The organism is Vaginisenegalia massiliensis, from assembly GCF_900604935.1.
GTDB classification, from domain to species: domain Bacteria; phylum Bacillota; class Bacilli; order Lactobacillales; family Aerococcaceae; genus Vaginisenegalia; species Vaginisenegalia massiliensis.
Genome location: NZ_UWPC01000008.1, coordinates 1 through 22,097 on the forward strand (window position 1 = coordinate 1; position 22,097 = coordinate 22,097).

The 22,097-nt window shown below is 38.1% G+C and carries 21 protein-coding genes and 1 other RNA gene; 6 read left to right on the forward strand and 16 right to left on the reverse strand.

Features of this window, described 5'->3' with window-relative positions:
• Positions 1-150: 150 nt before the first annotated feature.
• The 6 genes from dtd to EIH20_RS06135 are packed head-to-tail and all read right to left on the reverse strand — an operon-like array spanning position 151 to position 5,766.
• Positions 151-597 (reverse strand): D-aminoacyl-tRNA deacylase, encoded by a 447-nt coding sequence (gene dtd, locus EIH20_RS06110; RefSeq protein ID WP_124058814.1) that lies wholly within the window; start codon positions 595-597, stop codon positions 151-153.
• Positions 598-628: 31 nt separating this feature from the next.
• Positions 629-2,842, reverse strand: a complete 2,214-nt coding sequence (locus EIH20_RS06115) for a RelA/SpoT family protein (RefSeq protein ID WP_124058816.1) — start codon at positions 2,840-2,842, stop codon at positions 629-631.
• Positions 2,843-2,878: 36 nt separating this feature from the next.
• Positions 2,879-3,538 (reverse strand): deoxyribose-phosphate aldolase, encoded by a 660-nt coding sequence (deoC, locus tag EIH20_RS06120; RefSeq protein ID WP_124058818.1) that lies wholly within the window; start codon positions 3,536-3,538, stop codon positions 2,879-2,881.
• A 17-nt stretch (positions 3,539-3,555) separates the two neighbouring features.
• The gene (locus EIH20_RS06125; RefSeq protein ID WP_124058820.1) at positions 3,556-4,311 is read right to left on the reverse strand and encodes a 16S rRNA (uracil(1498)-N(3))-methyltransferase; all 756 of its coding nucleotides are present in this window, start codon (positions 4,309-4,311) and stop codon (positions 3,556-3,558) included.
• A 2-nt stretch (positions 4,312-4,313) separates the two neighbouring features.
• Complete coding sequence (gene prmA / locus EIH20_RS06130; RefSeq protein WP_124058822.1) at positions 4,314-5,255, reverse strand: 50S ribosomal protein L11 methyltransferase; 942 nt, start codon at positions 5,253-5,255, stop codon at positions 4,314-4,316.
• Positions 5,256-5,271: 16 nt separating this feature from the next.
• Positions 5,272-5,766 carry a DUF3013 family protein gene (locus tag EIH20_RS06135; RefSeq protein WP_164470889.1) on the reverse strand — a complete coding sequence of 165 codons (495 nt, stop codon included), beginning with the start codon at positions 5,764-5,766 and terminating at the stop codon, positions 5,272-5,274.
• Between the two features lie 287 nt (positions 5,767-6,053).
• Here EIH20_RS06135 and gpsB point away from each other — a divergent pair, with 287 nt between their 5' ends.
• The 3 genes from gpsB to EIH20_RS06150 all read left to right on the forward strand — a co-directional run bounded on the left by gpsB (position 6,054) and on the right by EIH20_RS06150 (position 8,003).
• The gene (gene gpsB / locus EIH20_RS06140) at positions 6,054-6,404 is read left to right on the forward strand and encodes a cell division regulator GpsB (RefSeq protein WP_124058827.1); all 351 of its coding nucleotides are present in this window, start codon (positions 6,054-6,056) and stop codon (positions 6,402-6,404) included.
• A gap of 16 nt (positions 6,405-6,420) precedes the next feature.
• Positions 6,421-6,773, forward strand: an RNA gene (gene rnpB, locus EIH20_RS06145) — RNase P RNA component class B.
• A 72-nt stretch (positions 6,774-6,845) separates the two neighbouring features.
• Complete coding sequence (locus tag EIH20_RS06150; protein ID WP_124058829.1) at positions 6,846-8,003, forward strand: THUMP domain-containing class I SAM-dependent RNA methyltransferase; 1,158 nt, start codon at positions 6,846-6,848, stop codon at positions 8,001-8,003.
• Positions 8,004-8,007: 4 nt separating this feature from the next.
• Here EIH20_RS06150 and EIH20_RS06155 read toward each other — a convergent pair whose 3' ends face one another.
• Positions 8,008-8,415, reverse strand: coding sequence for a ribonuclease HI family protein (locus tag EIH20_RS06155; RefSeq protein WP_124058831.1), 408 nt, complete (start codon positions 8,413-8,415; stop codon positions 8,008-8,010).
• Positions 8,416-8,491: 76 nt separating this feature from the next.
• Between EIH20_RS06155 and EIH20_RS06160 the strand changes: the two genes are divergently transcribed.
• Positions 8,492-9,457, forward strand: a complete 966-nt coding sequence (locus EIH20_RS06160; protein WP_124058833.1) for a tetratricopeptide repeat protein — start codon at positions 8,492-8,494, stop codon at positions 9,455-9,457.
• Positions 9,458-9,567: 110 nt separating this feature from the next.
• Here the strand turns inward: EIH20_RS06160 and EIH20_RS06165 are convergent, their stop codons facing one another.
• Both EIH20_RS06165 and EIH20_RS06170 read right to left on the reverse strand, forming a co-directional pair.
• On the reverse strand, positions 9,568-9,978 hold the full coding sequence (locus tag EIH20_RS06165; RefSeq protein WP_124058835.1) for a DUF2187 family protein: 411 nt from the start codon (positions 9,976-9,978) through the stop codon (positions 9,568-9,570).
• Positions 9,979-10,038: 60 nt separating this feature from the next.
• Complete coding sequence (locus EIH20_RS06170) at positions 10,039-10,956, reverse strand: diacylglycerol/lipid kinase family protein (protein ID WP_124058838.1); 918 nt, start codon at positions 10,954-10,956, stop codon at positions 10,039-10,041.
• Between the two features lie 194 nt (positions 10,957-11,150).
• Here EIH20_RS06170 and trhO point away from each other — a divergent pair, with 194 nt between their 5' ends.
• Entirely contained in the window at positions 11,151-12,122 is a 972-nt protein-coding gene (gene trhO, locus EIH20_RS06175) for an oxygen-dependent tRNA uridine(34) hydroxylase TrhO (protein WP_124058840.1), read from the forward strand.
• 37 nt (positions 12,123-12,159) lie between these two features.
• A complete protein-coding gene (locus EIH20_RS08600) occupies positions 12,160-16,749 on the forward strand; it encodes a transglycosylase domain-containing protein (protein ID WP_241152402.1) in 4,590 nt (1,529 codons plus the stop codon).
• A gap of 309 nt (positions 16,750-17,058) precedes the next feature.
• Here EIH20_RS08600 and ccpA read toward each other — a convergent pair whose 3' ends face one another.
• The 7 genes from ccpA to racE form a co-directional block, all read right to left on the reverse strand.
• The gene (gene ccpA / locus EIH20_RS06185) at positions 17,059-18,060 is read right to left on the reverse strand and encodes a catabolite control protein A (RefSeq protein ID WP_124058842.1); all 1,002 of its coding nucleotides are present in this window, start codon (positions 18,058-18,060) and stop codon (positions 17,059-17,061) included.
• Between the two features lie 196 nt (positions 18,061-18,256).
• A complete protein-coding gene (locus EIH20_RS06190) occupies positions 18,257-18,784 on the reverse strand; it encodes a YtxH domain-containing protein (protein WP_124058844.1) in 528 nt (175 codons plus the stop codon).
• A 39-nt stretch (positions 18,785-18,823) separates the two neighbouring features.
• Entirely contained in the window at positions 18,824-19,414 is a 591-nt protein-coding gene (locus EIH20_RS06195) for a DUF948 domain-containing protein (RefSeq protein ID WP_124058846.1), read from the reverse strand.
• Positions 19,415-19,621: 207 nt separating this feature from the next.
• Positions 19,622-20,110 carry a cyclic-di-AMP-binding protein CbpB gene (gene cbpB / locus EIH20_RS06200; protein WP_241152403.1) on the reverse strand — a complete coding sequence of 163 codons (489 nt, stop codon included), beginning with the start codon at positions 20,108-20,110 and terminating at the stop codon, positions 19,622-19,624.
• Entirely contained in the window at positions 20,103-20,639 is a 537-nt protein-coding gene (locus EIH20_RS06205; RefSeq protein ID WP_124058851.1) for a YfcE family phosphodiesterase, read from the reverse strand. The genes cbpB and EIH20_RS06205 overlap by 8 nt, the downstream gene beginning before the upstream one ends.
• Entirely contained in the window at positions 20,636-21,247 is a 612-nt protein-coding gene (locus EIH20_RS06210; RefSeq protein ID WP_124058853.1) for an XTP/dITP diphosphatase, read from the reverse strand. Before EIH20_RS06210 ends, EIH20_RS06205 begins: the two co-directional genes overlap by 4 nt.
• Positions 21,222-22,070 (reverse strand): glutamate racemase, encoded by an 849-nt coding sequence (racE, locus tag EIH20_RS06215; protein ID WP_124058855.1) that lies wholly within the window; start codon positions 22,068-22,070, stop codon positions 21,222-21,224. The genes EIH20_RS06210 and racE overlap by 26 nt, the downstream gene beginning before the upstream one ends.
• Positions 22,071-22,097 lie beyond the last annotated feature (27 nt).

Below are 22,097 nucleotides of genomic sequence, written 5' to 3' on the forward strand. Positions count from 1 at the left end.
ACTATTATAATCATGAACGTATCCAAGAAAAAACAAAATGGATGCCCCCTGTTAAATTTAGGATGGCATCCATGGCTTAGAAACTACTATAAATCAATGTGTCCAGGATTCTGGGTACATATCACTTCCCTGTCCAAGTTAAAACGGTTATTATTTTTGTTTAGAATCTAGTATGATCGTTACAGGGCCCTGGTTTGTAATCTGGACTTGCATATCCCCACCAAATTGTCCTGTAGCTACTTCAAGACCTTCTGCTCTAAGCATCTGATTAAATTGGTCATACCAGATTTTAGCTTGATCAAAGCGCGCTGCCTGGGTAAAACTTGGTCGATTGCCTTTAGCTGTATTCGCAAACAAGGTAAACTGACTAATCGATAATATTTGCCCTTCTACATCGCGAATAGATAAATTCATTTTACCTTCATGATCCTCGAAAAGGCGCATTTGGCAAATTTTGCGAACGCAATATGCCAAATCTTCTAATTGGTCTTCATGGCAAAATCCAACTAATAGAACCAAGCCCGAATCAATTTGTCCAATTACGTTTTGATCTACACTGACTTGACTGGCTAAACTCCGCTGAATGATAACCCGCACACTTCCCCCTCCTTATCAAACTTGCTTCTTTCTACGTTGATACACGAGTCACTTCGTAAACATCTGGAATATTATTTAATTTAGTCATCAAATCTTGTAATTGGGAAGTATTAGAAATCGCGACTTTAATCGAAACGGTTGCGACGCTATTCCGATCCACTTTACCATTAACATTGCGCAAATTTTTGACGGTATGGTTAACAACATGGAGAATGTCATTAATTAAGCCTGAACGATCAAAACCTACAATTTTGATGACTGTTTCATAATCCGCATTTAATTGGGCTTGTCCTTCCCATTCCACCGGAATCGTGCGTTGAATCAAATCCGGTTCGGTCAGTAAATTAGGACAATCTTTACGATGGACAGAAATCCCTCTCCCCCGAGTAATATATCCTACGATTTCATCACCTGGTACTGGGTTACAACAGCGACTTAAGCGTACCATAAGATTGTCTACCCCGCGTACAATGACCCCATTTTCATGTTGGATCTTATGATTTTCAGTTGTTGTCATCGGTTTTTCGATCGATTGTTCATTAGATCGATCTGATTCAGGTTCTTTATCATCCCGTTTTTCAAATTGATTAACATAATTCAAAATACTAACGGTTGATAATTCATTTAAAGCAATGGCTGCGTATAGATCAATCAAACTAGAGAAATTAAATCGATCAAGGATATCCTTTTCTCGGCCCTTACCTGTTACGGCTTTTAAGGTCAGATTTTGTTCCTTGAGTTCTTTTTCAAGTAACTGTAGTCCACGTTCAGCGTTTTTATCACGATCTAACATCTTGAAATAACGCTTAATTTTATTACGCGCCTTACTCGTAGATGCAAATTTTAACCAGTCGCGACTAGGGCCATTGGAGTTGGGATTCGTTAAAATTTCAATAATATCGCCATTTTGTAACTTGTAATTTAGCGGCACAATTTTGCCATTCACTTTAGCACCTATGGTTTTGTTACCGATTTCCGTATGAACATGGAAGGCAAAGTCAATAGGTCCTGCTCCATTTGGAAGCTCAAATACATCTCCCTTAGGAGAGAAAATGTAAACTTGGTCTTTAAAGATATCTTCTTTGACAAAATCCATAAACTCACTGGCATCTTTGGCATCATCTTGGAGCTCGACGATATCTCTAAACCAATTCAATTGTCGTTTAATTGAATCTTCTTCAATGACCTTTTGTGTTTTACCTTCTTTATAAGCCCAGTGGGCCGCTACCCCATATTCGGCTATCTCATGCATTTGTGTCGTACGAATTTGAATTTCTACAGGTTTACCAAATGGTCCAATAACAGTGGTATGGATCGACTGATACATGTTCGCTTTAGGCATAGCAATGTAATCTTTGAAACGTCCCGGCATGGGTTTCCACTTAGTGTGAATGGCTCCGAGAACGGCATAGCAGTCTTTAATAGTCGCTACGATAACACGAATGGCCAACAGATCATAAATATCGTCGAAATCTTTGTTTTGATCGACCATTTTCCGATAGATTGAATAAATATGTTTAGGGCGACCATATACATCTGCTTCAATATCCAATTCTTCGACGGCATGTTCAATTTCCAAAATAGCATCTTGGATGTACTTTTCTCGCTCATCTCGTTTAGCATCCATTAATTTAACGATGCGATAGTATTGTCCAGGATTGGTATAGCGCAAAGCAATATCTTCCAATTCCCACTTGATTAAATTCATCCCCAAGCGATCGGCTAAAGGGGCATAAATTTCAATGGCTTCCTGAGACTTTTCAACTTGTTTAGCGGCTTTTTGGAATTTAAGGGTTCGCATATTATGCAAGCGGTCAGCCAACTTAACCATAATAATCCGCATATCTTTAGCCATTGCTAAGAGCATTTTGCGATGATTCTCGGCCAAGGCTTCCGCCTTACTTTGAAACTTAAATTTCCCTAATTTAGTAACTCCATCGACTAAGAAAGCGACCGTTTCAGAAAATTCTTGCTCAATATCTTCTAATGTATAAGGTGTATCTTCAACCACATCATGAAGAAAACCTGTAGCAACAGTATCCGGATCACTTTTCAGGCGAGCTAGTATACCTGCCACCTGAATTGGATGAATAATATAGGGCTCCCCTGATAAGCGAACTTGCCCTTGGTGGGCTTTGGTCGCAAAATCAAGGGCTTTCTTTACGAATTCCACGTTTTTATCATTCATATATAACCGGCACAAGTCCAAAACTGCCTCAGCTGATAATTCTTGATTTCTTGGCATTAGCTCACCTCCTTTTATCTAAATATTTACGTTGATTTATTCTGCTTGTTTAGCTGCTTCCATGATGCTAACACCTTTAGAAGCACCAATTCGACTCGCACCTGCTTCAATCATGGCTAGCGCTTCTTGATAATTTCCTACGCCACCGCTGGCTTTAACCCCAACCTTTGGTCCGACTACTTGACGCATTAAGCGAATATCTTCAACTGTTGCTCCACCTGTAGAAAAACCAGTTGATGTTTTTACATAATCAGCACCCGCTTCTTTAGCTTTTCGACAAGCTAAGGTGATTTCATCTTGAGTTAATAAACATGTTTCAATAATAACTTTCACTAATGCCCGATGGTTAGCTGCTCTAACTACAGCCTTGATATCTTCTTTAACAAGATCCCATAGTCCATCTTTAGCTGCACCGATATTGATAACCATATCAATTTCATCAGCCCCATCTTCAATGGCTATTTGAGCTTCAAATGCTTTTACTTTACTTGAATTAGCACCCAAAGGAAAACCAATAACAGTACAGACTTTTACCGAACTCCCCTTTAAGGCTTGAGCAGCATGAGATACCCAAGTTGGATTCACGCAAACCGACATGAATTGATGCTCTTTCGCTTCTTTAATCAATTGGTTTACCATATCTTGAGTAGCATCCGCTTTCAATAAGGTATGATCGATATATTGATTTAATTCCATAGTATTTCCTCTTTTCTTTAATTTAATTCTAAAACATAACTTGCCGCACTTAAAAAATAGATAGGAGCCGTCTCCGCTCGTAAAATTCTTGGCCCCAAACTCATCGCTTTAAAACCAGAAGCCAAAAGTTGATCTACTTCTTCGAATTCTAGACCACCTTCCGACCCAAAAACAACCAAGATTCTTTGCCCCGCCGTTAAATTTGATAGTGTCTGCTTTAGTTGTGTATGGTTACCAGCCTTAGCTGTTTCTTCATATGCTACCAATAAGACGTCAAAATTAGCCACTTGTTCTAACAACTCCGTCATATTACTAAGAGAATGAATATGAGGAATGAAGGTTCTATGAGCCTGTTCAGCCGCTTCTTTGGCTATTTTTTGCAAACGATCGACTTTTTGCTGCGCTTTGAATTCTTGCCACTTAACGACATCTCGTTTTAAGGCCAAGGGAATGAATTCGGTCATGCCGCATTCAGTTGCCTTTTGAACAATCCATTCTAATTTATCGTTTTTTGATAGACCACACGCTAAAGTAATTTCAACGGGGAGTTCAACTTGACTTGCTATAGGTTGAACAACTTCAATACGAGCATGGCTTGCTTGTTTATCAGGACTCAGTACTTGCCCTAACCAAACCTGCCCCTGCCCATCAACTACATATACTTCTTGGCCATGTTGTGCCCGCATGACTCTCAATAAATGGTGGGAATCTTCAGCCATTAGGTTTACTTCTTGTCCTTGATTCAAAGCCTCTTTAACAAAATAACGTTGCATAATTACTCTTTGATTTGGGCAATGTAGCCCAACCAACCTTTCCGTTCATTTTTTTGGATAACTTCCCAACCATATTCTTGAAGACAATCCTCAATAAAACTTCCTTTTTCTTTTAAAATACCTCCAAGAATCAAAAATCCTTGGTGATTTAACAAGCGTTTAGCATCATCAAAAAGTCCAACTAATATATGAGGTAAAATATTTGCTACGATAATATCGGCCTTATGATCAACACCTTTTAGTAAATCATTTACCGCAAATTCATACTGAGTTTGACCGTTTTGATCTTGATACGCCAAATTCTGAAGGGCGCTATCCACAGCTTGAGGATCGAGGTCATAGCCGGCAACGAAGTCAGCTCCTAAAGCTCCTGCTACAAAAGATAGGATTCCTGAACCCGTACCTACATCCAAAACATGTTCATGCCCCCGCATGGTCGTCTCTAGGGCTTGAACTCCTAATTGCGTGGTCGGATGATTACCCGTTCCAAAGGCCAAACCTGGATCAATTTTGACTACTTTCTCATCTGGTCGATTCCTATAATCTTCCCATACCGGTACAATAGTAATAAATCGACTAATCGCTTCTGGTTTATAGTTAACCATCCAACTCTGTTGCCAGTTTTCGTCTTCAACATTTTCATGCGTCAAAGAAAAGTGAACTTGTGGCACAAGGACCTGCAATTCCTCCTTTAGTTGGTCAAGTTCGATCGGCGTTTCATAGTAAGCTATAATCTCAGTATCATGTTCCAAGCGCTCCTTAGGTAAGGGATCGGCTATTTCGCCAAACAAATTAGGATTATTTTCTAGGTAACCTTGAGCATAATCCACTTCCAACCCAATTGCTCCATGACTAAATAATTGTTGACTCATTAAATCAATTTCATTGGGATCAATTGTTGTAGTTGTGACCAACACTTTTTGCCAATTTTGTTTCTTTGTCATCTAGATACTTCACTCCTTATTTTTCTGTTGGAAAGTAGACACGTTGTTCATTGTATCGATGGGTATCAATCAAACTTTGTTTAATTTGCATGAAATGGTCCTGATTCCATTCAGTGACAAAATGCTGTGCCTGACTATCTTGACGAAAGGCCAACCATTTTTGAGGAATTTTAGCCGTTATGATTTTTAAATATTTAATGATTGCTACTAATTCCCCATAAGCAATACCTTGATCTTGCGATACGGGTAAGTGATAAATATAACGTTGTTGATCAATTAGAGCTTGATCTTCCTGATATAGAATGACTCTTATCTCATAAGGTAATCGTTGACTAGATAAGCTAATTTGACCTCCATCACCATATGTTGCCCCATAAGGATTATCTAGATCGTACTGGAAAATGAGTTCAAGATAATGCGTTTCCTCATTCCACTGCATTCCCCACTCACACTGAAAATGATTTTCTTCAATCAACTGTTTTAAGACAACAAATAGATTATTTTTTTCCACTTCTATATCACCTTCTTTATCTATCTATTATGAATGACTGAACGTTAAAATTCAATGAATAACAACATGTTTTAGCGATATTATCCGTCCTTCACGGCTGAGCAAAATAAAATTGAACAAATATTCGCTAGATATTTTTATGTATTAATGGCATAATGTATATTACGAATGCCTTACAATCTAGGGAAAGTCTGAATTTGTTTTAAATGAGACTCCTTCTTTCCCTTTGGCATCTTTATTTTTGAGAACTTAATTGAATGATAAATACTACTGATGAGGTGATTTTTATGGCAGAGAAGAATTTAACCGCAAAAGATATTTTACAGAAAGAATTTTCTAAAACCGTTCGAGGATACAATACCGCAGAAGTAGACGAATACTTAGATAGTATCATCCGTGACTATGATTCTTATCAAAAGGATGTTGTCTACTTAAAGAACGAAAATGAACGACTCATTTCTAAAGTGGATGAGTTAACCAAACAATTAACCCTCGCTAAAAAGAATACTCCAACTACACCTGGATCAGGCGTTACTAACTTTGATATCTTGAAACGTTTATCCAACTTAGAAAAACACGTATTTGGTTCTAAAATCAACAATGATAACACTGGTGATTTAACTCAAACTAAATTTTAATAATAGATAACGAGTAAATTTTAGGTAATCGCGGCGAAAGCTGAGGAAAGTCCATGCTCGCACAAGCTGAGATTGCTTGTAGTGTTCGTGCTTAGCGAAACAATAAGCTAAGGTAGTTTTTACTAACGGCAAAGAAACGGTCTAAGGCTTCGGCTATGACTTAGTACTTTCTAAGGTGCCACAGTGACGATATTCTAAGGAAACTTAGAAGTGGAACGCGGTAAACCCCTCGAGCGAGCAACCCAAACTTTGGTAGGGGCACTTTTTCAACGGAATTCAACGGCGAAAGAGACAAGAAATTGTAGATAGATGATTACCCAGATTGTTTGTGACCTAGCAAGCAATCTTGACAGAACATGGCTTATCGAAATTTACTTTATAGGTTTTAGACTCTTGTAAAAGAGTCTTTTTTAATGAAACAACAAGAAAGGATGGGTTCAGATGTCCAACTATCAACTTGTAGCCACTGTAGCGGCGGGTATCGAAGCGATTACGGCCCAAGAATTAAAAGACTTAGGCTATCAAACTGAAACAGAAAATGGCAAAGTCTTTTTTAAAGGTTCCGATGCGGATATTGCCCGCACCAATCTATGGTTACGAACAGCTGACCGCATCAAAATTGTCTTTGGTCAATTTGAAGCAAAAAGTTTTGAAAGTTTATTCGACCAAACCAAAGCTCTTCCATGGGAAGATATCTTACCCATGGACGCCGAATTCCCTGTTGCTGGCAAATCAGTAAAATCCCAGCTTCATTCCGTTCCAAACTGTCAACGCATCGTCAAAAAAGCCATTGCTAGCCGCTTGATGGATTATTACCACCGTCGAACGGTTCTTCCAGAAACAGGACCCTTATACCCAATCGAAGTTTCACTCGTTAAAGATCAAGTGACTCTCACCTTGGATACTTCAGGAACTTCCCTATTTAAACGCGGTTATCGGGTTGAAAAAGGTGGAGCTCCACTGAAAGAAAATATGGCTGCTGCTTTAGTAAAATTAACCACATGGTACCCTGAACGTCCCATGTACGATCCATGCTGTGGTTCCGGTACAATTCTAATTGAAGCCGGATTAATTGGGAAAAATATTGCTCCCGGCTTAAATCGAAGCTTTGCTGCTGAAAAATGGACATTCTTTGATCAAAACGTTTTTTCATCTGCCCGTCAAGACGCTCAAGCAGCCATCAAAACAGATGTAAAGCTAGACCTCTATGGAACGGATATTGATCATCGAATGATTGAAATAGCTAAAGAAAATGCAAAACGTGCTGGATTAGCCGACGACATCCAATTTAAACAAATGCAACTGAGTGATTATGTACCAAACAAAGAATTTGGTATTTTAATTGCCAATCCTCCCTATGGCGACCGTCTTTTAGATGAAGAAGCAGTTCATAAGCTATATCAACAAATGGGCCAGATTTATCAAAAGATGCCTAGCTGGAGCAAATATATTTTGACTAGTGACGAGCAGTTTGAACAGTATTATGGCCAAAAAGCAACCAAAAAACGCAAACTTTATAATGGGGCTCTCAAAGTAGACTACTATCAATATTGGTCAACCATTAAACCCAATCATAAAAAACAAAACGATAACCAATAAAAGGTTATCGTTTTAATTTTTTATGCAAGGCGTGTCTGGCCACTTGGTCAGCTGCTAGATTTTCTTTTTCTGGGATCCATTTCCAATAAAAATTTGGATATTGAGCAATTTGGTTTAATGATTTCTTTAGTAAAAGATGATAAGCCTCCTGTTTAGCATATTGCTTATCCAGAGATTGAATGACAATTTTACTATCGCAATGCAATAAGATAACCTCGTCTTGGTGACTGACATGTTGACCAAGTTGTTGCATAGCTAATTGAACAGCTGTAAATTCTGCTTCATGATTATCGCCTGCCTGTGGTAAAAACTCATGATAGTCAAAGCGAGACTGATTGACGAAGAGGACTACCCCAAGACCGGCTTCTTTTGTTTTTGGATTATAGGCTGCATCGGTAAATATTCGTATCATTTTTTCCTCACTAACTGATATTTTCTAAAAAATTGTGGTAAAATAATCTATAAATTGATAATAAGGAGCGCCAAGAATGTCAGATATTTATAATCTTCCAAATAAGGCGGAGGCTTATTCTCGTAAAGGTAATACTAGCCTTCAAACAGGTGACTATCCGCAAGCTCTAGAATATTTTCAAAAAAGTTATCAAATCGAAAAAAATCCGGAAATATTTAAGGAGTTAGTAAGCCTACACTTACTTCTTGGACATGAGCAAGAACTAGCTGAACTTTGGCAAAAAGAATTTCCAGATGAAATGGCTATCTTAGCTGACGCGGACTTAGCCCACGACTATGCCTATAGCCTAACTAAGATTTTACCTTCTCAAGAAGCTCTGCTCAAGCTCTACCAGCTAAAAGATCAAGTTAGCCATCAAGCTGGGCTGCAAGACTTATTCCGAGGCCTCATTCGCCAACTTAATGAACAGATTAATTTTGAGCAAGCGATTAAGCAAGTCGATACACTTGAGCAGGCTCATCAAATTATTACAAAATTAAGGGAAGAATCCCCCTTCAACCTGTTAAGCAGAATTAAGCGTCTTTATCGGCTTGATATGGACTCTAGTTTGTTACTTTATTTAGCCATTCTAGAAACACCGACTATCGGCAATTATATTAAAACAGACGTTTTACATCATTTAATTCTCAACAATTATTCTGAAATTGTTAAACTTCTATGGTTTGGTCAAGAGCGTCAGGTGAACTTGTCTGATTTAAGCCCATACCGCCAATTGCCGATCTATCAAAACTTAATGGCAGACGTCGATTCCTATTGTCAAGAACAAAATCCACATCTTTTAAACGAACTCAAAAATCAATTGACTTTACAGGCCTTAGAATTTTATCCCTTTATCGATGAAGTAGTGACCGATGACCAGCTTTGGTTACAAGCCTTTCTCTATCAAATTGGCTTAACGAGCGACTTTCATAGCCAAGAAAATGCTAGACTACTCTCTTACATTGACAAAGCCAACCTCGATATTTTAGACACCCTTGGATAATTACAAACAGATGTTCATATATTCTGTGTAGCTAAAGTTTATTTCATGATATTCAAACTAAAATACCGTCATAAGCTCCTAAATGAATGGTAGCTTCTGACGGTTTTTATTTAATCATTTATGGGATTAATTCGTAAATCTTCATCTTCTTGATGAAGCACAAGACCTTCATCTTCTTGCTGTGGAGGCAATTGAACAAATTCGATGATGTCTTTAAAATTAACAATGGTTCGTTCTTCACAAATATCTTTCATTGTTTTGTCAGATTCTTCCCAGTAAATTTCAACTACTGCACTATTCGTTAATAACTTGGTGATAATACCGGTCATCTTAACTTCTCTAAAGTTAAAGACGATTTTATCGCCTACTTCAGGACGAATAGACATCTTCACCTTATCAATCATTTCTAAACCAGTATCATAGTCCACATTTAATAAGGTGGCGATTCTTGATTTGCTTGTGCCGCGACGGAGTTCTTTTTCAATTAAGCTTCGTTGTTCTTTCGAAAGTCTTGCTACCATGGCCTATCCTCCTAACACATTATTCACACAATCATTATATCATAGTTTAGCTTAGATAAGTTAAGATATGTCTTTGCTAACCTGCGGAACTAATACATTGATGGCTTGAGGATGGACGGTAATTTTAATTGGTAGACTTGGACCTGGATCCCCGTCGATATTGGTGACGACTTTCTCGTTTGTTTGCCGATTCTCAATCGAAAAGGCACGACTAGAAAGACTTATGAGATTTGGTTTGGAAGGTACTTGGATGGCTAATTGACCTGCAGCAATGACTGCATCGACTGGTGTATTCCCTTTGACAGCGATTAAATGGACTTGCCCATCGGCATAATTAGCTTGCGGTATCATGGTTTCAAAGCCAGCAACCGAGTTGGTTAATCCAACCAGTAGAAGCGAAGTCTTAAGTTCTACTTGGGTGCCTTCGGCTGTTGAAATAATGAGGTCATACCCCTTGCCATCAAAGAAGGCTCCCATGGCATCTTTAACATAGGCCAAAGGCCCCCAAAAATTTTTATCTTGCGAGCTAGTATTCATGACTGATTCTGGAACTGAACCAATCGCTAAAACATTGATAAAATATTGATCATTTACTTGAGCAATATCCATCTTTTCTAAAGACATCGTTTTAAATTGTTCTATGGCTTTGAGTGGATGTAAATCATAGCCTATTGCTCTGGCTAAATCGTTGACCGTTCCCATAGGAATAAAGCCAAATTCCACCGAGTGAGAAGCAAGCATAAGCCCATGGGCCGTTTCGTTGACTGTTCCATCACCGCCTAAACAAATAACCGTTGAATAACCCTCGTCACTAGCCTCCTGTGCCCATTGTTTGGCATCCCCAGCTTTTTCGGTTAGCCGAACTTGAGTATGAGAGTGATAAACTTCTCTTAGCAATTCTTCCAATTTATTTGCATAAGTTTCTGCTAACCCTTTTCCCGAACCGGGATTGGCTATTATTAGCACGCGCTCAAACATGATCTTCACGCTCCTTCTTTAACTTCGTCTTGAGTGTAGCATACTCTACTTGTTTTTCGCTATTCATAAACTATGGAGATGTATTTATTAATCAAACTAAGCAAATATTTTGTACCTGAATAATATTATCAGTATAATGGAGAACTGTATGAGCAAAACATACTGTAGCATGCAACTACAAGGAGGAAATTAATATGTCAAAACCATTTAGAGTCTTATTGTATTACAAATATAACCCAATTGCTGATCCTGAAAGCTTTGCTAAAGAACACTTAGCCAAATGTAAAGAAATTGGACTAAAAGGACGCATCCTAGTCGCCCATGAAGGAATCAACGGAACAGTTTCTGGAACTCCGGAACAAACTCAAGCTTATAAAGACTATGTTCATTCACTAGAAGGCTTCGAGGACTTATGGTTCAAAGAAGATGAAGAAGATACCTGTGCTTTTAAAAAAATGTATTGCCGACCACGTAAAGAGCTCGTTTCACTTAAACTTGAAGACGATATCAATCCTTTAGAATTAACTGGACAATATCTTGATCCTAAAGCTTTTAAAGAAGCTTTACTTGATGAAAACACAATCGTATTAGATACTCGGAATGATTATGAATATGATCTAGGTCATTTCCGCGGTGCTGTCCGTCCTGATATTCGTAATTTTAGAGAACTTCCCCAATGGGTACGCGACCATAAGGACGAATTTATGGAAAAACGCGTTGTCGTATACTGTACCGGCGGTATTCGCTGTGAAAAATTCTCTGGTTGGTTAGTCCGTGAAGGATTTAAAGATGTTGGTCAATTACATGGAGGAATTGCAACCTATGGTAAGGATCCTGAAGTTCAAGGAGAACTATGGGATGGTAAAATGTATGTTTTTGATGAACGAATAGCGGTTGACATTAATCATAAAGACCCTACAATTGTAGGTAGAGACTGGTTTGATGGCAGCCCATGTGAACGTTACATCAACTGTGGCAATCCCGAATGTAACGAACAAATTTTAGCCTCAAAAGAAAACGAAGATAAATACCTTAGAGGTTGTTGCCCTACTTGTCGTAAACACCCACGTAACCGCTATGTTGCTGAACATGGTTTATCAACACAAGAGTGGGAAAATCGCTTAAATGCTATTGGTGAATCCTTATCAGGAGAAATTACCGCTTAGCTACTAGCGAAATTCAAAGACAAAGGTTGGTGATTCTATGGATCACAGTAAGAATCCTAATAAACCAAAGCCAAATAAGCAACAAACTATATCAAAAGAAGGTCGGACTTTTTATGATGCTTCTTTCGATTACCCAGAAGACAAAACAAACCCTTCATTATCTAAAACAAGGGTTAAGCATAGGCACTCTACTTCAAAATGGGATGATTTCTATGCTCAACATCGTGATAAAACTCCTTTGAATAATTTTGAATCTAATCATAGAACAAAAGGAGCTGATTCAAAGGCCGCTAGTCCAACCAATGGATCTACTCGTCCATCCCGCCAAGAACGTTTTAGTGATCAGTGGGAGGATGATTGGCATTTTCAACCAAGTGATTCAAAACCCATTACACAACAATCTAGTCTTTTCCTAAATCATTCATTAAAACGGGTAAAATCGTTTCTCGATGAAGAAAAGAAAAAATTAAGTGAATACCAAACTCCTAGACAAAATATCAAAAAGGTCCGGACAAAACTAACTCAGCCCGCTGATAGGACTGATACCTCAGGTCAATTTGAGCGCAAGATTCCCTCTCTAAGGGCTAAACAAACCGAACCAGAACAATCCATAAGGACTGCACCTGAATCTCGTGAAGTATCTAGGCAAAAAAATCTTGCACCATTACCGCCTAAACAAGAGAAAATTTATTCTAATCAACCAATCTTGAACAATAAAGATTCTCGACCGATTCTACCGACCATTCAAACAACTAAAGGACCTGAACCACTTGCAACGCAATCGGTGGAAGAGGCAACCCATATCAAGTCCTCAACTCGTTCGACTCAACAAACTGGCCTGTCTAAAGCGAATACAAGACGCCAGTGGAATTATACACAAAATCTCCCAACTCCGGAGGAAATTGCAAGAGAACGAGAACGTCGTCAACGCTTAGCTAAGCAAAATGTAACTAAAGCACCTTCTCTTGAGTCCGCACTGACTAGACCGGGACAGAATCAGAAGCATTCAACTCCAGATTCTATCTTGGCCAAAACGGTAAAACCGGCTAAACCGGTTCCAACAATCCAAGTCCCACAAGCATCACTTGGTAAGTCAGCTAAAACTAACTTAGTCGAGCAAACTGAAAACCCTAAATCAACACGTGTATCAGAAAGTTCTTCAAATACTGTAAGTTCTCGGCATTACCAGGATAAAATGCAAAATGATCGACCAGCTATTTTGCCAACAAAGTCTAATCTGCACCAAAAGAAAGACTCCCCTTCTCTACTAGAAGAAGCGCCTTATCCTACCAAAACTATCGATAAAACGAAATTCAAGCCAGAGATTCCTCAAGGTGAACGAAAACAAACAACCACTCCGATTGAGGGTATCTCTCTTGATCCACTTACTTCCGAAAAAGAGCTTTCTCAGCCAACAAAAACAAACCATTCAAAAAAAATCGAGAAGTCTAACTTATTGACTGAAACTTCTTTTTTAACGACAGAAATTAAAAAAGAGAACGTTAATGATAAGGACTCTCTAAATTCAAAAAAAATCAATGCAAGGGTAAATCCAGAAAATTCACTTTCTCAGGTCAATGAACCCTATGAATCTTCTGTTTCGGATAAAGCCTCTAAATCTGAGACCCACTCGCATAAAGACTTAGTCTCAGTTCCTATTTCCGAGCCTGTTGAGAAATCAAATGAAAAACTCCTTCATTTAAATGACAGGGAAGCCTCTCAAACTAGTTCTCAAGCTGTTCCTTCATCACCGACTGATAATACGACTTTAAGCCAAGATACTATGGCAAACAAAGCTGACAAAAATACAGCTAAAGTATCCACCAATCACACTGAGTTGGTGGAACCTAGCCCAGCTAAGGTGGAGGACAAGAACGTCATTAGTGACCTAAATTTACATAAGAAAGCTGATCCAAATACAACAGAAACACCTTTAGCAGCACCAAAAGTTTCTCGACGCCGCCAAAATTCCCGAACTAAACGGCCTAAAATTTTTGACCATGCGAAAATAGCTCGCGCTAACTTATTTTCAAGCATAAAGAAAAAACAAAAACCTGAAAGCCATGCTCGTCACAACTCTAACTACGATGAACTTGACCTATCCAGTTTTGATGTAAAGGAACGATGGTCATTTGGCTTTAATGTCTTTTTAAATGTCGCTCGTAAAATTTTGGTCTATATTTTCTTAATTGCCCTACTAGGAGCAGCAGGCGCTGGTGGAACTGCCTTTGGCTATTTCGCTAGCCTTGTGGCTAATAACCAACCGCCAACTAAAGAAAAAATGTACCAAGAGATTACCCAACTTGATCAATTGAGCACTCTTTACTATAACGATGGCAAACCGATTGCAAATGTCCAATCTGATGTGGTCCGATCCTTGACCAAGTTAAAGGAGATTTCGCCTTTAATCATCAACGGCTTAATTGCCACAGAAGATGAATATTTCTACCAACACCAAGGTGTCATACCCAAGGCCATCATTCGAGCAACCATTCAGGAAGTATTGAGTCCTGGGACTGGTACGGGTGGTTCAACTCTTACTCAACAACTCGTCAAGCAGCAAATGCTCAATAATGAAGTTACCTTCTCACGAAAAGCCAATGAAATTTTGTTGGCTCTGCGCTTAGAAAATCACTTCTCTAAAGATGAGATTCTAGAAGCCTATCTAAATGTTTCGCCGTTTGGCCGCAATAACAGTGGAGAAAATGTCGCTGGTATTGCAAAAGCTGCCGAAGGAATTTTCGGTAAAAAAGCAAATGAAGTTAACTTAGCTCAAGCTGCCTATTTAGTCGGTATGCCACAAGATCCATATTCTTATACCCCTTATGATCAATTTGGCCGTCTTAAAAAGGATCTAAGTCCCGGCATAAAGCGGATGAAAGAAGTACTATTCCGCATGTATCGCTCAGAGAAAATTAATAAAGCTGAGTATGAACAGGCCAAAAATTATGATATTAGCAAAGACTTCTTACCTAGCCAAGAAGCCAATGCCAATCGCGAATCTTATCTATATCAAACCGCAATGCATGAAGCCACTGAACAATTAATGCGCATGCAAATTGAGAAAGATGGTGGCGATTGGGACAGCGTTTATGCAAAGACTGATCTGTACAACCAATACTATCAAAAAGCTGAAAACCAGTTAAAAACAGGTGGTTATAAGGTCTACACCACGATTGATAAACAGATATATGACCAGCTTCAAGCAAGTGCCCAAAAACATCAAAATGAATTAGGTGCTACATATGACGGAGTCTATACCGATCCTCAAAGTGGTAAAGATATCTACTATGTTGAATCTGTCCAATCTGGTATGGTTGTTATGGATAATACATCCGGTAAAGTCCTAGGCTTTGTGGCTGGTTTTGATTACAAAAATAATCAAGTTGACCACGCGTTTAAAATGCGGCGATCGCCTGGTTCAACCATCAAACCATTAGCTGTTTATGGACCTGCAATTGAAGAAAACTTGATTAATCCAGCCACTATCATTCCTGATACAGCCTATCAACATCAAAATGCCGATGGTACGTTATGGGAGCCAACAAACTATGGTCAAAGTATTAGTAATGGTTTTGAAAGTGCCCGTACCGCACTATCGCAATCTCATAACTTACCGACTATCCGTATTTACGAAAGTATGATAAATCAAAAAGTTGATATCGGTCAGTATTTAAAGAACATGGGCTTTTCTTTGGCCTCATCCTACCCTGAAACAGATATTCAAAATCTGGCCTTCTCAATTGGAGGAACGACAACTGGCCCAACTGTCTTTGAGCAAACACGTGCCTTCTCTACTATTGCTAACCAAGGTCAGTATACTCATGGTCATATCATTGAAAAAATTGAAGATAATAAAGGCCAAATTATCTTTAGCGCCCCAAGTAAACCCACACAAGTATTTAGTGAAGATACCAATTACCTACTCCTAGATATGCTGAGAGATACCTTAAAAACAGGGACTGGAGTTACCGCCGCCAACTCACTGACAATGGGTGGAGATTGGATTGCTAAAACAGGAACCAGTGAAGATGCTAAAGACCTTTGGTTCATGGCAGCCACTCCAAAAATCTCAGTGGGAACTTGGATTGGCTATGATAACCGCTACAACCAATATCAATTTGATATTAACGATGGCTTCGGAAGCGAAGGCGATCGCATTCAACGTTATTGGGCCAATGTCATGAATGAATTATATGCTGTACGTCCTGAAATTTTTGGTACCGAAGAACGATTCCAACAACCAATGTCAGTTACTCAGACTCCGATAGTTGAATTTACTGGGACTTTACCAGGCTTTGTTAATATTGATGGTCGGTCAATAAATATCAAAGGTCCTCTAAAAGAGGAGCTCTTTAAAGTGAGTCACCCTGCAAAAGAATTAAGCTATGAAGATGTTCTCTTTGCAGCAAGCCAAGAAGATTTAACAAAATTCTGGTCCGATTTTAGAGCTAAATTAGCTGAACAGGAACGTCAAGAGCAACTGAAGAAACAAAAAGAAAAACTTAAACGGGATAAGAAAGAATCAGAAGATGGTTCATCTTCATCAGATTCAAGCAACAAAGACGAAAGCCAAAATAGTCAAAATGAATCGAGTCAATCAACTAAGCCCGGTTTATCTTTTTAGAGTTTAACGTTCATTTAGTTGAGCTTTTTTGACTGTAATTGCTAGATGATAATATACTGCTTACAAGTTAAAAGCGAAAGGGTCTTGCCTTAAGGCAAGACCCTTTTCTTTGGTTGACAATACAAAAGTCTACCCAAGTAGTTAATGACTTGAGTAGACTGGATAAATGTATTTAAACTTTGGTTTTAGCTTTTTGACTTTGACTGATTAATTTTTTTATTGATTGAAATAATTGAAGAGCTAATAAGCCAATTGCAATATATGCTTGAATTTTTTGAACGGTTTGTTTCATAACTATCTACCTCACTTTTAGTTTTTGGTAGAACCTCTATGAACCACTTTAAATGGCAAAATAATTTGACGTTCTTCAATTTCTTCATTATTCATAATTTTAGTTAATAGTCGCATAGCAACTGCACCAATATCATATAATGGAAGTTGGATTGAAGATAATTGTGGTCGAACAATTTCGGTTAGCATCGAATTATTGCTAGTCATAATTTCGAAATCTTCAGGTACTTTAATACCTCGATCTGACAAAGCATTTAAGATAGCAATCGCAATCTCATCATCCGACACCACAACAGCATCAGCTTTTGCCGCTAATAAAGCAGCCACAATTTGTTCTCCATCTTTATATTTAAATGCACTTTGTAATACTAAATCACTCTTATAACGTAATCCGTTTTCTTTCAAGGCATCTTTATAGCCTGCTAAACGATAATCTTTGTTAATATCATAATGTGATGGTCCTGTTACTAAAGCAACATATTCCTTAGTTGCTAATAAAAGGTTAGTCACTGCCTTAATCGCAGCGCGATAATCAATATTAACTGAAGAAATATCGCCTTGAGAAAGAATTGTGCCAGCAAATACGACCGGTGTATGAGTCCGTTTTACTTCTTGCAAGATATGTTCATTAATATCTTCGCCCATGAAGATAATACCATCTACTTGTTTAGCTAATAAGGTATTGAACACTTGAATTTCTTTTTCAGGATTATCATCTGAATTAGCTAAAATAATATTATATTTATACATTGAGGCAATATCATCAATTCCACGAGCTAATGATGAAAAGAAGAGATTTGTGACATTTGGTATAATTACACCGACAGTCGTGGTTTTCTTACTAGCTAGACCTCGTGCCACTGCATTTGGACGATAATCTAATCGATCAATTACTTCAGAAACCTTTTTTCGCGTACTCGGTTTGACATTGGGATTTCCATTGACGACCCGAGAAACAGTTGCCATTGAAACACCTGCTTCACGCGCAACATCATAGATTGTTATAGTTTGCTTGTCCATTTTTACCCTTCTTTCACTATTTTTATCAAGAATAATGTAACATAGGAGAGCAGAATGTGCAAGCGTTTTAATTACATTAATATGGCGAATATACGCTTTTTTTATGAAATTAAATAGGAGCTTTCATACAGTGTTTCAAAAATAATTTATAAAAGAAAATCGTTGAAACCGAAGTTCCAACGATTGATCTTAAAGCTTAGAACTCTGAATCGATTTTAGGTTCATCCTTTAAATCAACTTTGATATCGTGAGCTTCTTCTTCTACTTTTTCAACTGAATAGCCTGCTTCATGTTTCACAACTTGAGCTGAATTTGATGCTTCATTCATTAGATGCTTGCCTTCGTTAACTAAAACTTCTTTTAGGTTTAAAGCTTCATCTTTTACTTTATCAGCAAATTGTTTCACTGAATCTTTCACATCTTTTTCATCAACAGAAGATTTTAAATTTGAATATTCAGATTTTAAGTTATCAGCAGATTGTTTCAAGTTAACTTTGATATCTTGGCTAGTTTCTTGAGCGGTTTGTTTCACTTGCTCTGTTTTGTTCTTAACTTCTTCTGCATAAGTATTTGCTTTATCTTTCAAGTTAAGCGCTTCGTCATTCAAACGTTGACGTAATGCTTCACCTGATTCTGGAGCATATAATAAAGCTGCTGCGCCAGCAATAGCTGCACCAAAAATAGCACCTAGTACGAAACCACCATTATTTTGTTGTTTTGACATACGAATCTTCCTTTCATTATTAAAGTTAGTTACGACTTATTAGTTTAAAGGTAATTCTTGTTTTTCTGTCTCATCAAGATAATCAACAGGTTCTTCTGAAACTAGGTTTGAATAATCTTGAGTAATGGGTGCGGTTGGTTCTTCCACAACGGGGTGACTTACAGGAACTACTTCGACCTCTTCATCTTGCTCTTCTTTAATCTTAGGCAATTTGGAGGGCTTAGAATCGGCAATCTTTTTGGTTGCCTTTATGAACTTTTCAATCGGTGAAGATTTTTTCTTTGCTGAAATGCCAGACACCAAGTTCGCTGTCATTTCTTTGGTAGAATCATTGACATCCGATACAGTAACACCCAAATCCCCAATAGCAGTAAATAAAGGATCGGTTTTACCTAACTTACCATTCACATCATCAACAAGGGTGTTTGCTTTATTTAATAAGCCTTCCACTTCAATGGATAAATTATCCACATCTTTGGTCACAACATCAACTGTTGAATTTAAACGTTTTACCGTTTCGTTTAAATCTTTCAAGATGCCTAGTGTCTTCATTAAGTTTAAACATAAGAAGATTACCAAGACTGCAAAAGCCACCGCTGAGATGATTGCTGCAATTTCTCCTATCGTCATTTACACTTCACTCCTTTACTGATTTCTTGAATTGAATATAACACGTTTACACCACTACTACAAATAATTCAACTCGTCAATATCTGCAAAATTTTATCAATTTTCTTTTATTAATGTACGCAAATATGATAAAAAGGTCGATATATCAACACTTTCTGTGTGGATATCGACCTTTAGTAGAAAAAATACGGATTTTCATTTTTTACTTTACTTACTCAAATTAGCTAGCAGATTATTTAGTTTTTCATCCTTAGATATTTGATGGATAAAAAAATTCAATCGTTTCATGATGGCCTTCCGAGTAATGATGCCGAGGAATAAGTCATCTCGTTCGGGATCTACCACACATAGGAAGTTATGATCAATTAAATGCTTAATCAAGACTTCTAAATTAGTATCTAAGGTAACTTTAACAACCGGATACAAGTCTAATTCTTCAATTGAATGGTGATCCAATAAGGACATATCAAAACCGTTCAAAGTGGTCACTTTGTTAATAATTTGTGGCATCCCAACTAAGCCAATTATTGTAGATTTTGGTGTCAAAACAGGAATCATCGAATATTTTACTTGTGACAGCACAAGTAGTCCATTATTCAGGGAATGAGTCGAAACAACATTAGCGACATTATCGGCTGGTATCATCAAATTTTCTAGTTGAGGGCAGATATTGTCTTCAATCACGCGACTAATCATCACTATCCCCCCCTAAAGGCGGAAAATGTTGACTTAATTCTGTAATCAGATTTCCTTCTTCATTAAGAAAATCGACTTGAATACCGGCTTGATTGATGTCGATCATGGCTAAGCTTGTGCCATCATACGCCCCGCGGGAATGATTTAAACTCCCAGGATTGCAAAGCAAAATTTGATCCACTACAGTCGCATGTAGGCGATGGGTGTGTCCATGAAAGATAAAGCTAGCTCCATGAGACTGACCATAGGCTACTAATTTATCTAAACCAAAATTTACGCCATGATGATGTCCATGAACAATTAAAACTTTTCCAATTGGGGTTGTCACCCATTCTTCTTTAGCATAATTTGGATCAAAATCCATATTGCCTGCTACTCGTGCATCGATTTGGTCCCAAATCGGATCATCTGCTGGAAATTCAGAATCTCCACAATGAAAGACATAGTCAACTTGACTGGCAAAGCGTTCTAACAAGGCTGAGACAGTTTGCCAACGCCCATGATTATCACTCATTAATAAGAATTTCATGGCTCATCTATCTCCTCTAACCAATCTGGTAAAACTTCTAAGAGTTTAGCCAGCGCTTTTGCTCGGTGACTGATTTGATTTTTTCGTTCCAACGGAATCTCAGCAAAACTCGCTTGTTCTTCATCTGAAAAGAATACTGGATCATAGCCAAAACCTTGATCCCCTGTTACTTGGGGTAAAATATGCCCATAAGCCCGACCTTCAACAACTAAGCTATCAACTTTGGGATGACTTAGTACAAGGCAGGAAACAAAATAAGCTTTTCGTTCTTGAGCAGACTTTCCTTCTAAATTTGCTAATAGTTTATCAATATTGGCTTGATCATTCTTCTCTAAGCCTGCATAACGAGCACTATAGACTCCGGGTTCCCCATTTAATGAAGGAACAACCAAGCCTGAATCATCACTTAAAGCCAAACAATTCATTTGTTGCGCAATGGTCTCTGCTTTTAAACGAGCATTTTCTTCAAACGTCATACCGGTCTCCTCAACCTCGGCAATTTCCGGGTAGTCGATTAAGGAAGTCAATTCAATTTGAGGAAATTGAGAAAAAAGAGCTTGGAACTCCTTAATTTTACCAGTATTATGACTCGCAATGATTAATTTCAATGATTTTCTCTCCTTCTATACGACATGACTTAACCTCAAGCGAGGCTATGGGTAACCATGTTTTAGCAAATTCAGCAAAGGTTTCAGCAGACCCCGTCGTGAAAAATTGATGACTGGCTGGTTTTAAATTTGCCTCTTCAACTGTTCGACTAAGATTAAAGTAATCCAACAAGGCGCTGACTTCACTAATTGTTTCTGCACCTGAATCAATTAACTTAACCTCTGGACCAACAATAGGTCCAATGACACGTTTCATGAGCGGGTAATGGGTACATCCAAGGATTAAAGTATCGATACCTTGCTCTTTAAATTCAGCCAAGTATTCTTGCGTGAGTTGTTTAGTTTCTTCTGAGAAGATACGATTCTCTTCTACAATTGGCACAAAATCTGGGCAAGCTTTTGCATAGACTTCGATTTGGTCAGATTTTTCAAGAAGTATCTCATCATACAAATGACTCTCAACCGTACCTATCGTTCCAATTATTCCTATCTTATCATTCAGGGTCGCTTTTATAGCTGCACGTGATCCAGGATGAATCACACCCACCACTGGAATCGGCAAATTAAAGCGTAAATCATCTAAAGCAGCTGCTGTCCCTGTATTACAAGCAATGACTAACATTTTGATACCCTTTTCCATCAAAAAATGGGCCATTTGCCAAATATAATGTTTTACTTCACTTAAAGGACGCGAACCATAAGGACAACGGGCATTATCACCTAGAAAAATTATTGATTCATTAGGTAATTGCTTAAGGCTCTCTTTAACAACTGTCAAACCGCCAAAGCCAGAATCAATATAACCAATGGGTAAATGTTTCATTTAAATCCCTCTCTTTTCATACCCTTA

Excerpts from the sequence above, each read along its gene's own strand:
- EIH20_RS06115 (WP_124058816.1), bottom strand. The coding sequence starts at position 2,842 with ATGCCAAGAAATCAAGAATTATCAGCTGAGGCAGTTTTGGACTTGTGC.
- deoC (WP_124058818.1), bottom strand. The coding sequence starts at position 3,538 with ATGGAATTAAATCAATATATCGATCATACCTTATTGAAAGCGGATGCT.
- EIH20_RS06125 (WP_124058820.1), bottom strand. The coding sequence starts at position 4,311 with ATGCAACGTTATTTTGTTAAAGAGGCTTTGAATCAAGGACAAGAAGTA.
- prmA (WP_124058822.1), bottom strand. The coding sequence starts at position 5,255 with ATGACAAAGAAACAAAATTGGCAAAAAGTGTTGGTCACAACTACAACA.
- gpsB (WP_124058827.1), top strand. The coding sequence starts at position 6,054 with ATGGCAGAGAAGAATTTAACCGCAAAAGATATTTTACAGAAAGAATTT.
- EIH20_RS06150 (WP_124058829.1), top strand. The coding sequence starts at position 6,846 with ATGTCCAACTATCAACTTGTAGCCACTGTAGCGGCGGGTATCGAAGCG.
- EIH20_RS06155 (WP_124058831.1), bottom strand. The coding sequence starts at position 8,415 with ATGATACGAATATTTACCGATGCAGCCTATAATCCAAAAACAAAAGAA.
- EIH20_RS06160 (WP_124058833.1), top strand. The coding sequence starts at position 8,492 with ATGTCAGATATTTATAATCTTCCAAATAAGGCGGAGGCTTATTCTCGT.
- EIH20_RS06165 (WP_124058835.1), bottom strand. The coding sequence starts at position 9,978 with ATGGTAGCAAGACTTTCGAAAGAACAACGAAGCTTAATTGAAAAAGAA.
- EIH20_RS06170 (WP_124058838.1), bottom strand. The coding sequence starts at position 10,956 with ATGTTTGAGCGCGTGCTAATAATAGCCAATCCCGGTTCGGGAAAAGGG.
- trhO (WP_124058840.1), top strand. The coding sequence starts at position 11,151 with ATGTCAAAACCATTTAGAGTCTTATTGTATTACAAATATAACCCAATT.
- EIH20_RS08600 (WP_241152402.1), top strand. The coding sequence starts at position 12,160 with ATGGATCACAGTAAGAATCCTAATAAACCAAAGCCAAATAAGCAACAA.
- ccpA (WP_124058842.1), bottom strand. The coding sequence starts at position 18,060 with ATGGACAAGCAAACTATAACAATCTATGATGTTGCGCGTGAAGCAGGT.
- EIH20_RS06190 (WP_124058844.1), bottom strand. The coding sequence starts at position 18,784 with ATGTCAAAACAACAAAATAATGGTGGTTTCGTACTAGGTGCTATTTTT.
- EIH20_RS06195 (WP_124058846.1), bottom strand. The coding sequence starts at position 19,414 with ATGACGATAGGAGAAATTGCAGCAATCATCTCAGCGGTGGCTTTTGCA.
- cbpB (WP_241152403.1), bottom strand. The coding sequence starts at position 20,110 with ATGATTAGTCGCGTGATTGAAGACAATATCTGCCCTCAACTAGAAAAT.
- EIH20_RS06205 (WP_124058851.1), bottom strand. The coding sequence starts at position 20,639 with ATGAAATTCTTATTAATGAGTGATAATCATGGGCGTTGGCAAACTGTC.
- racE (WP_124058855.1), bottom strand. The coding sequence starts at position 22,070 with ATGAAACATTTACCCATTGGTTATATTGATTCTGGCTTTGGCGGTTTG.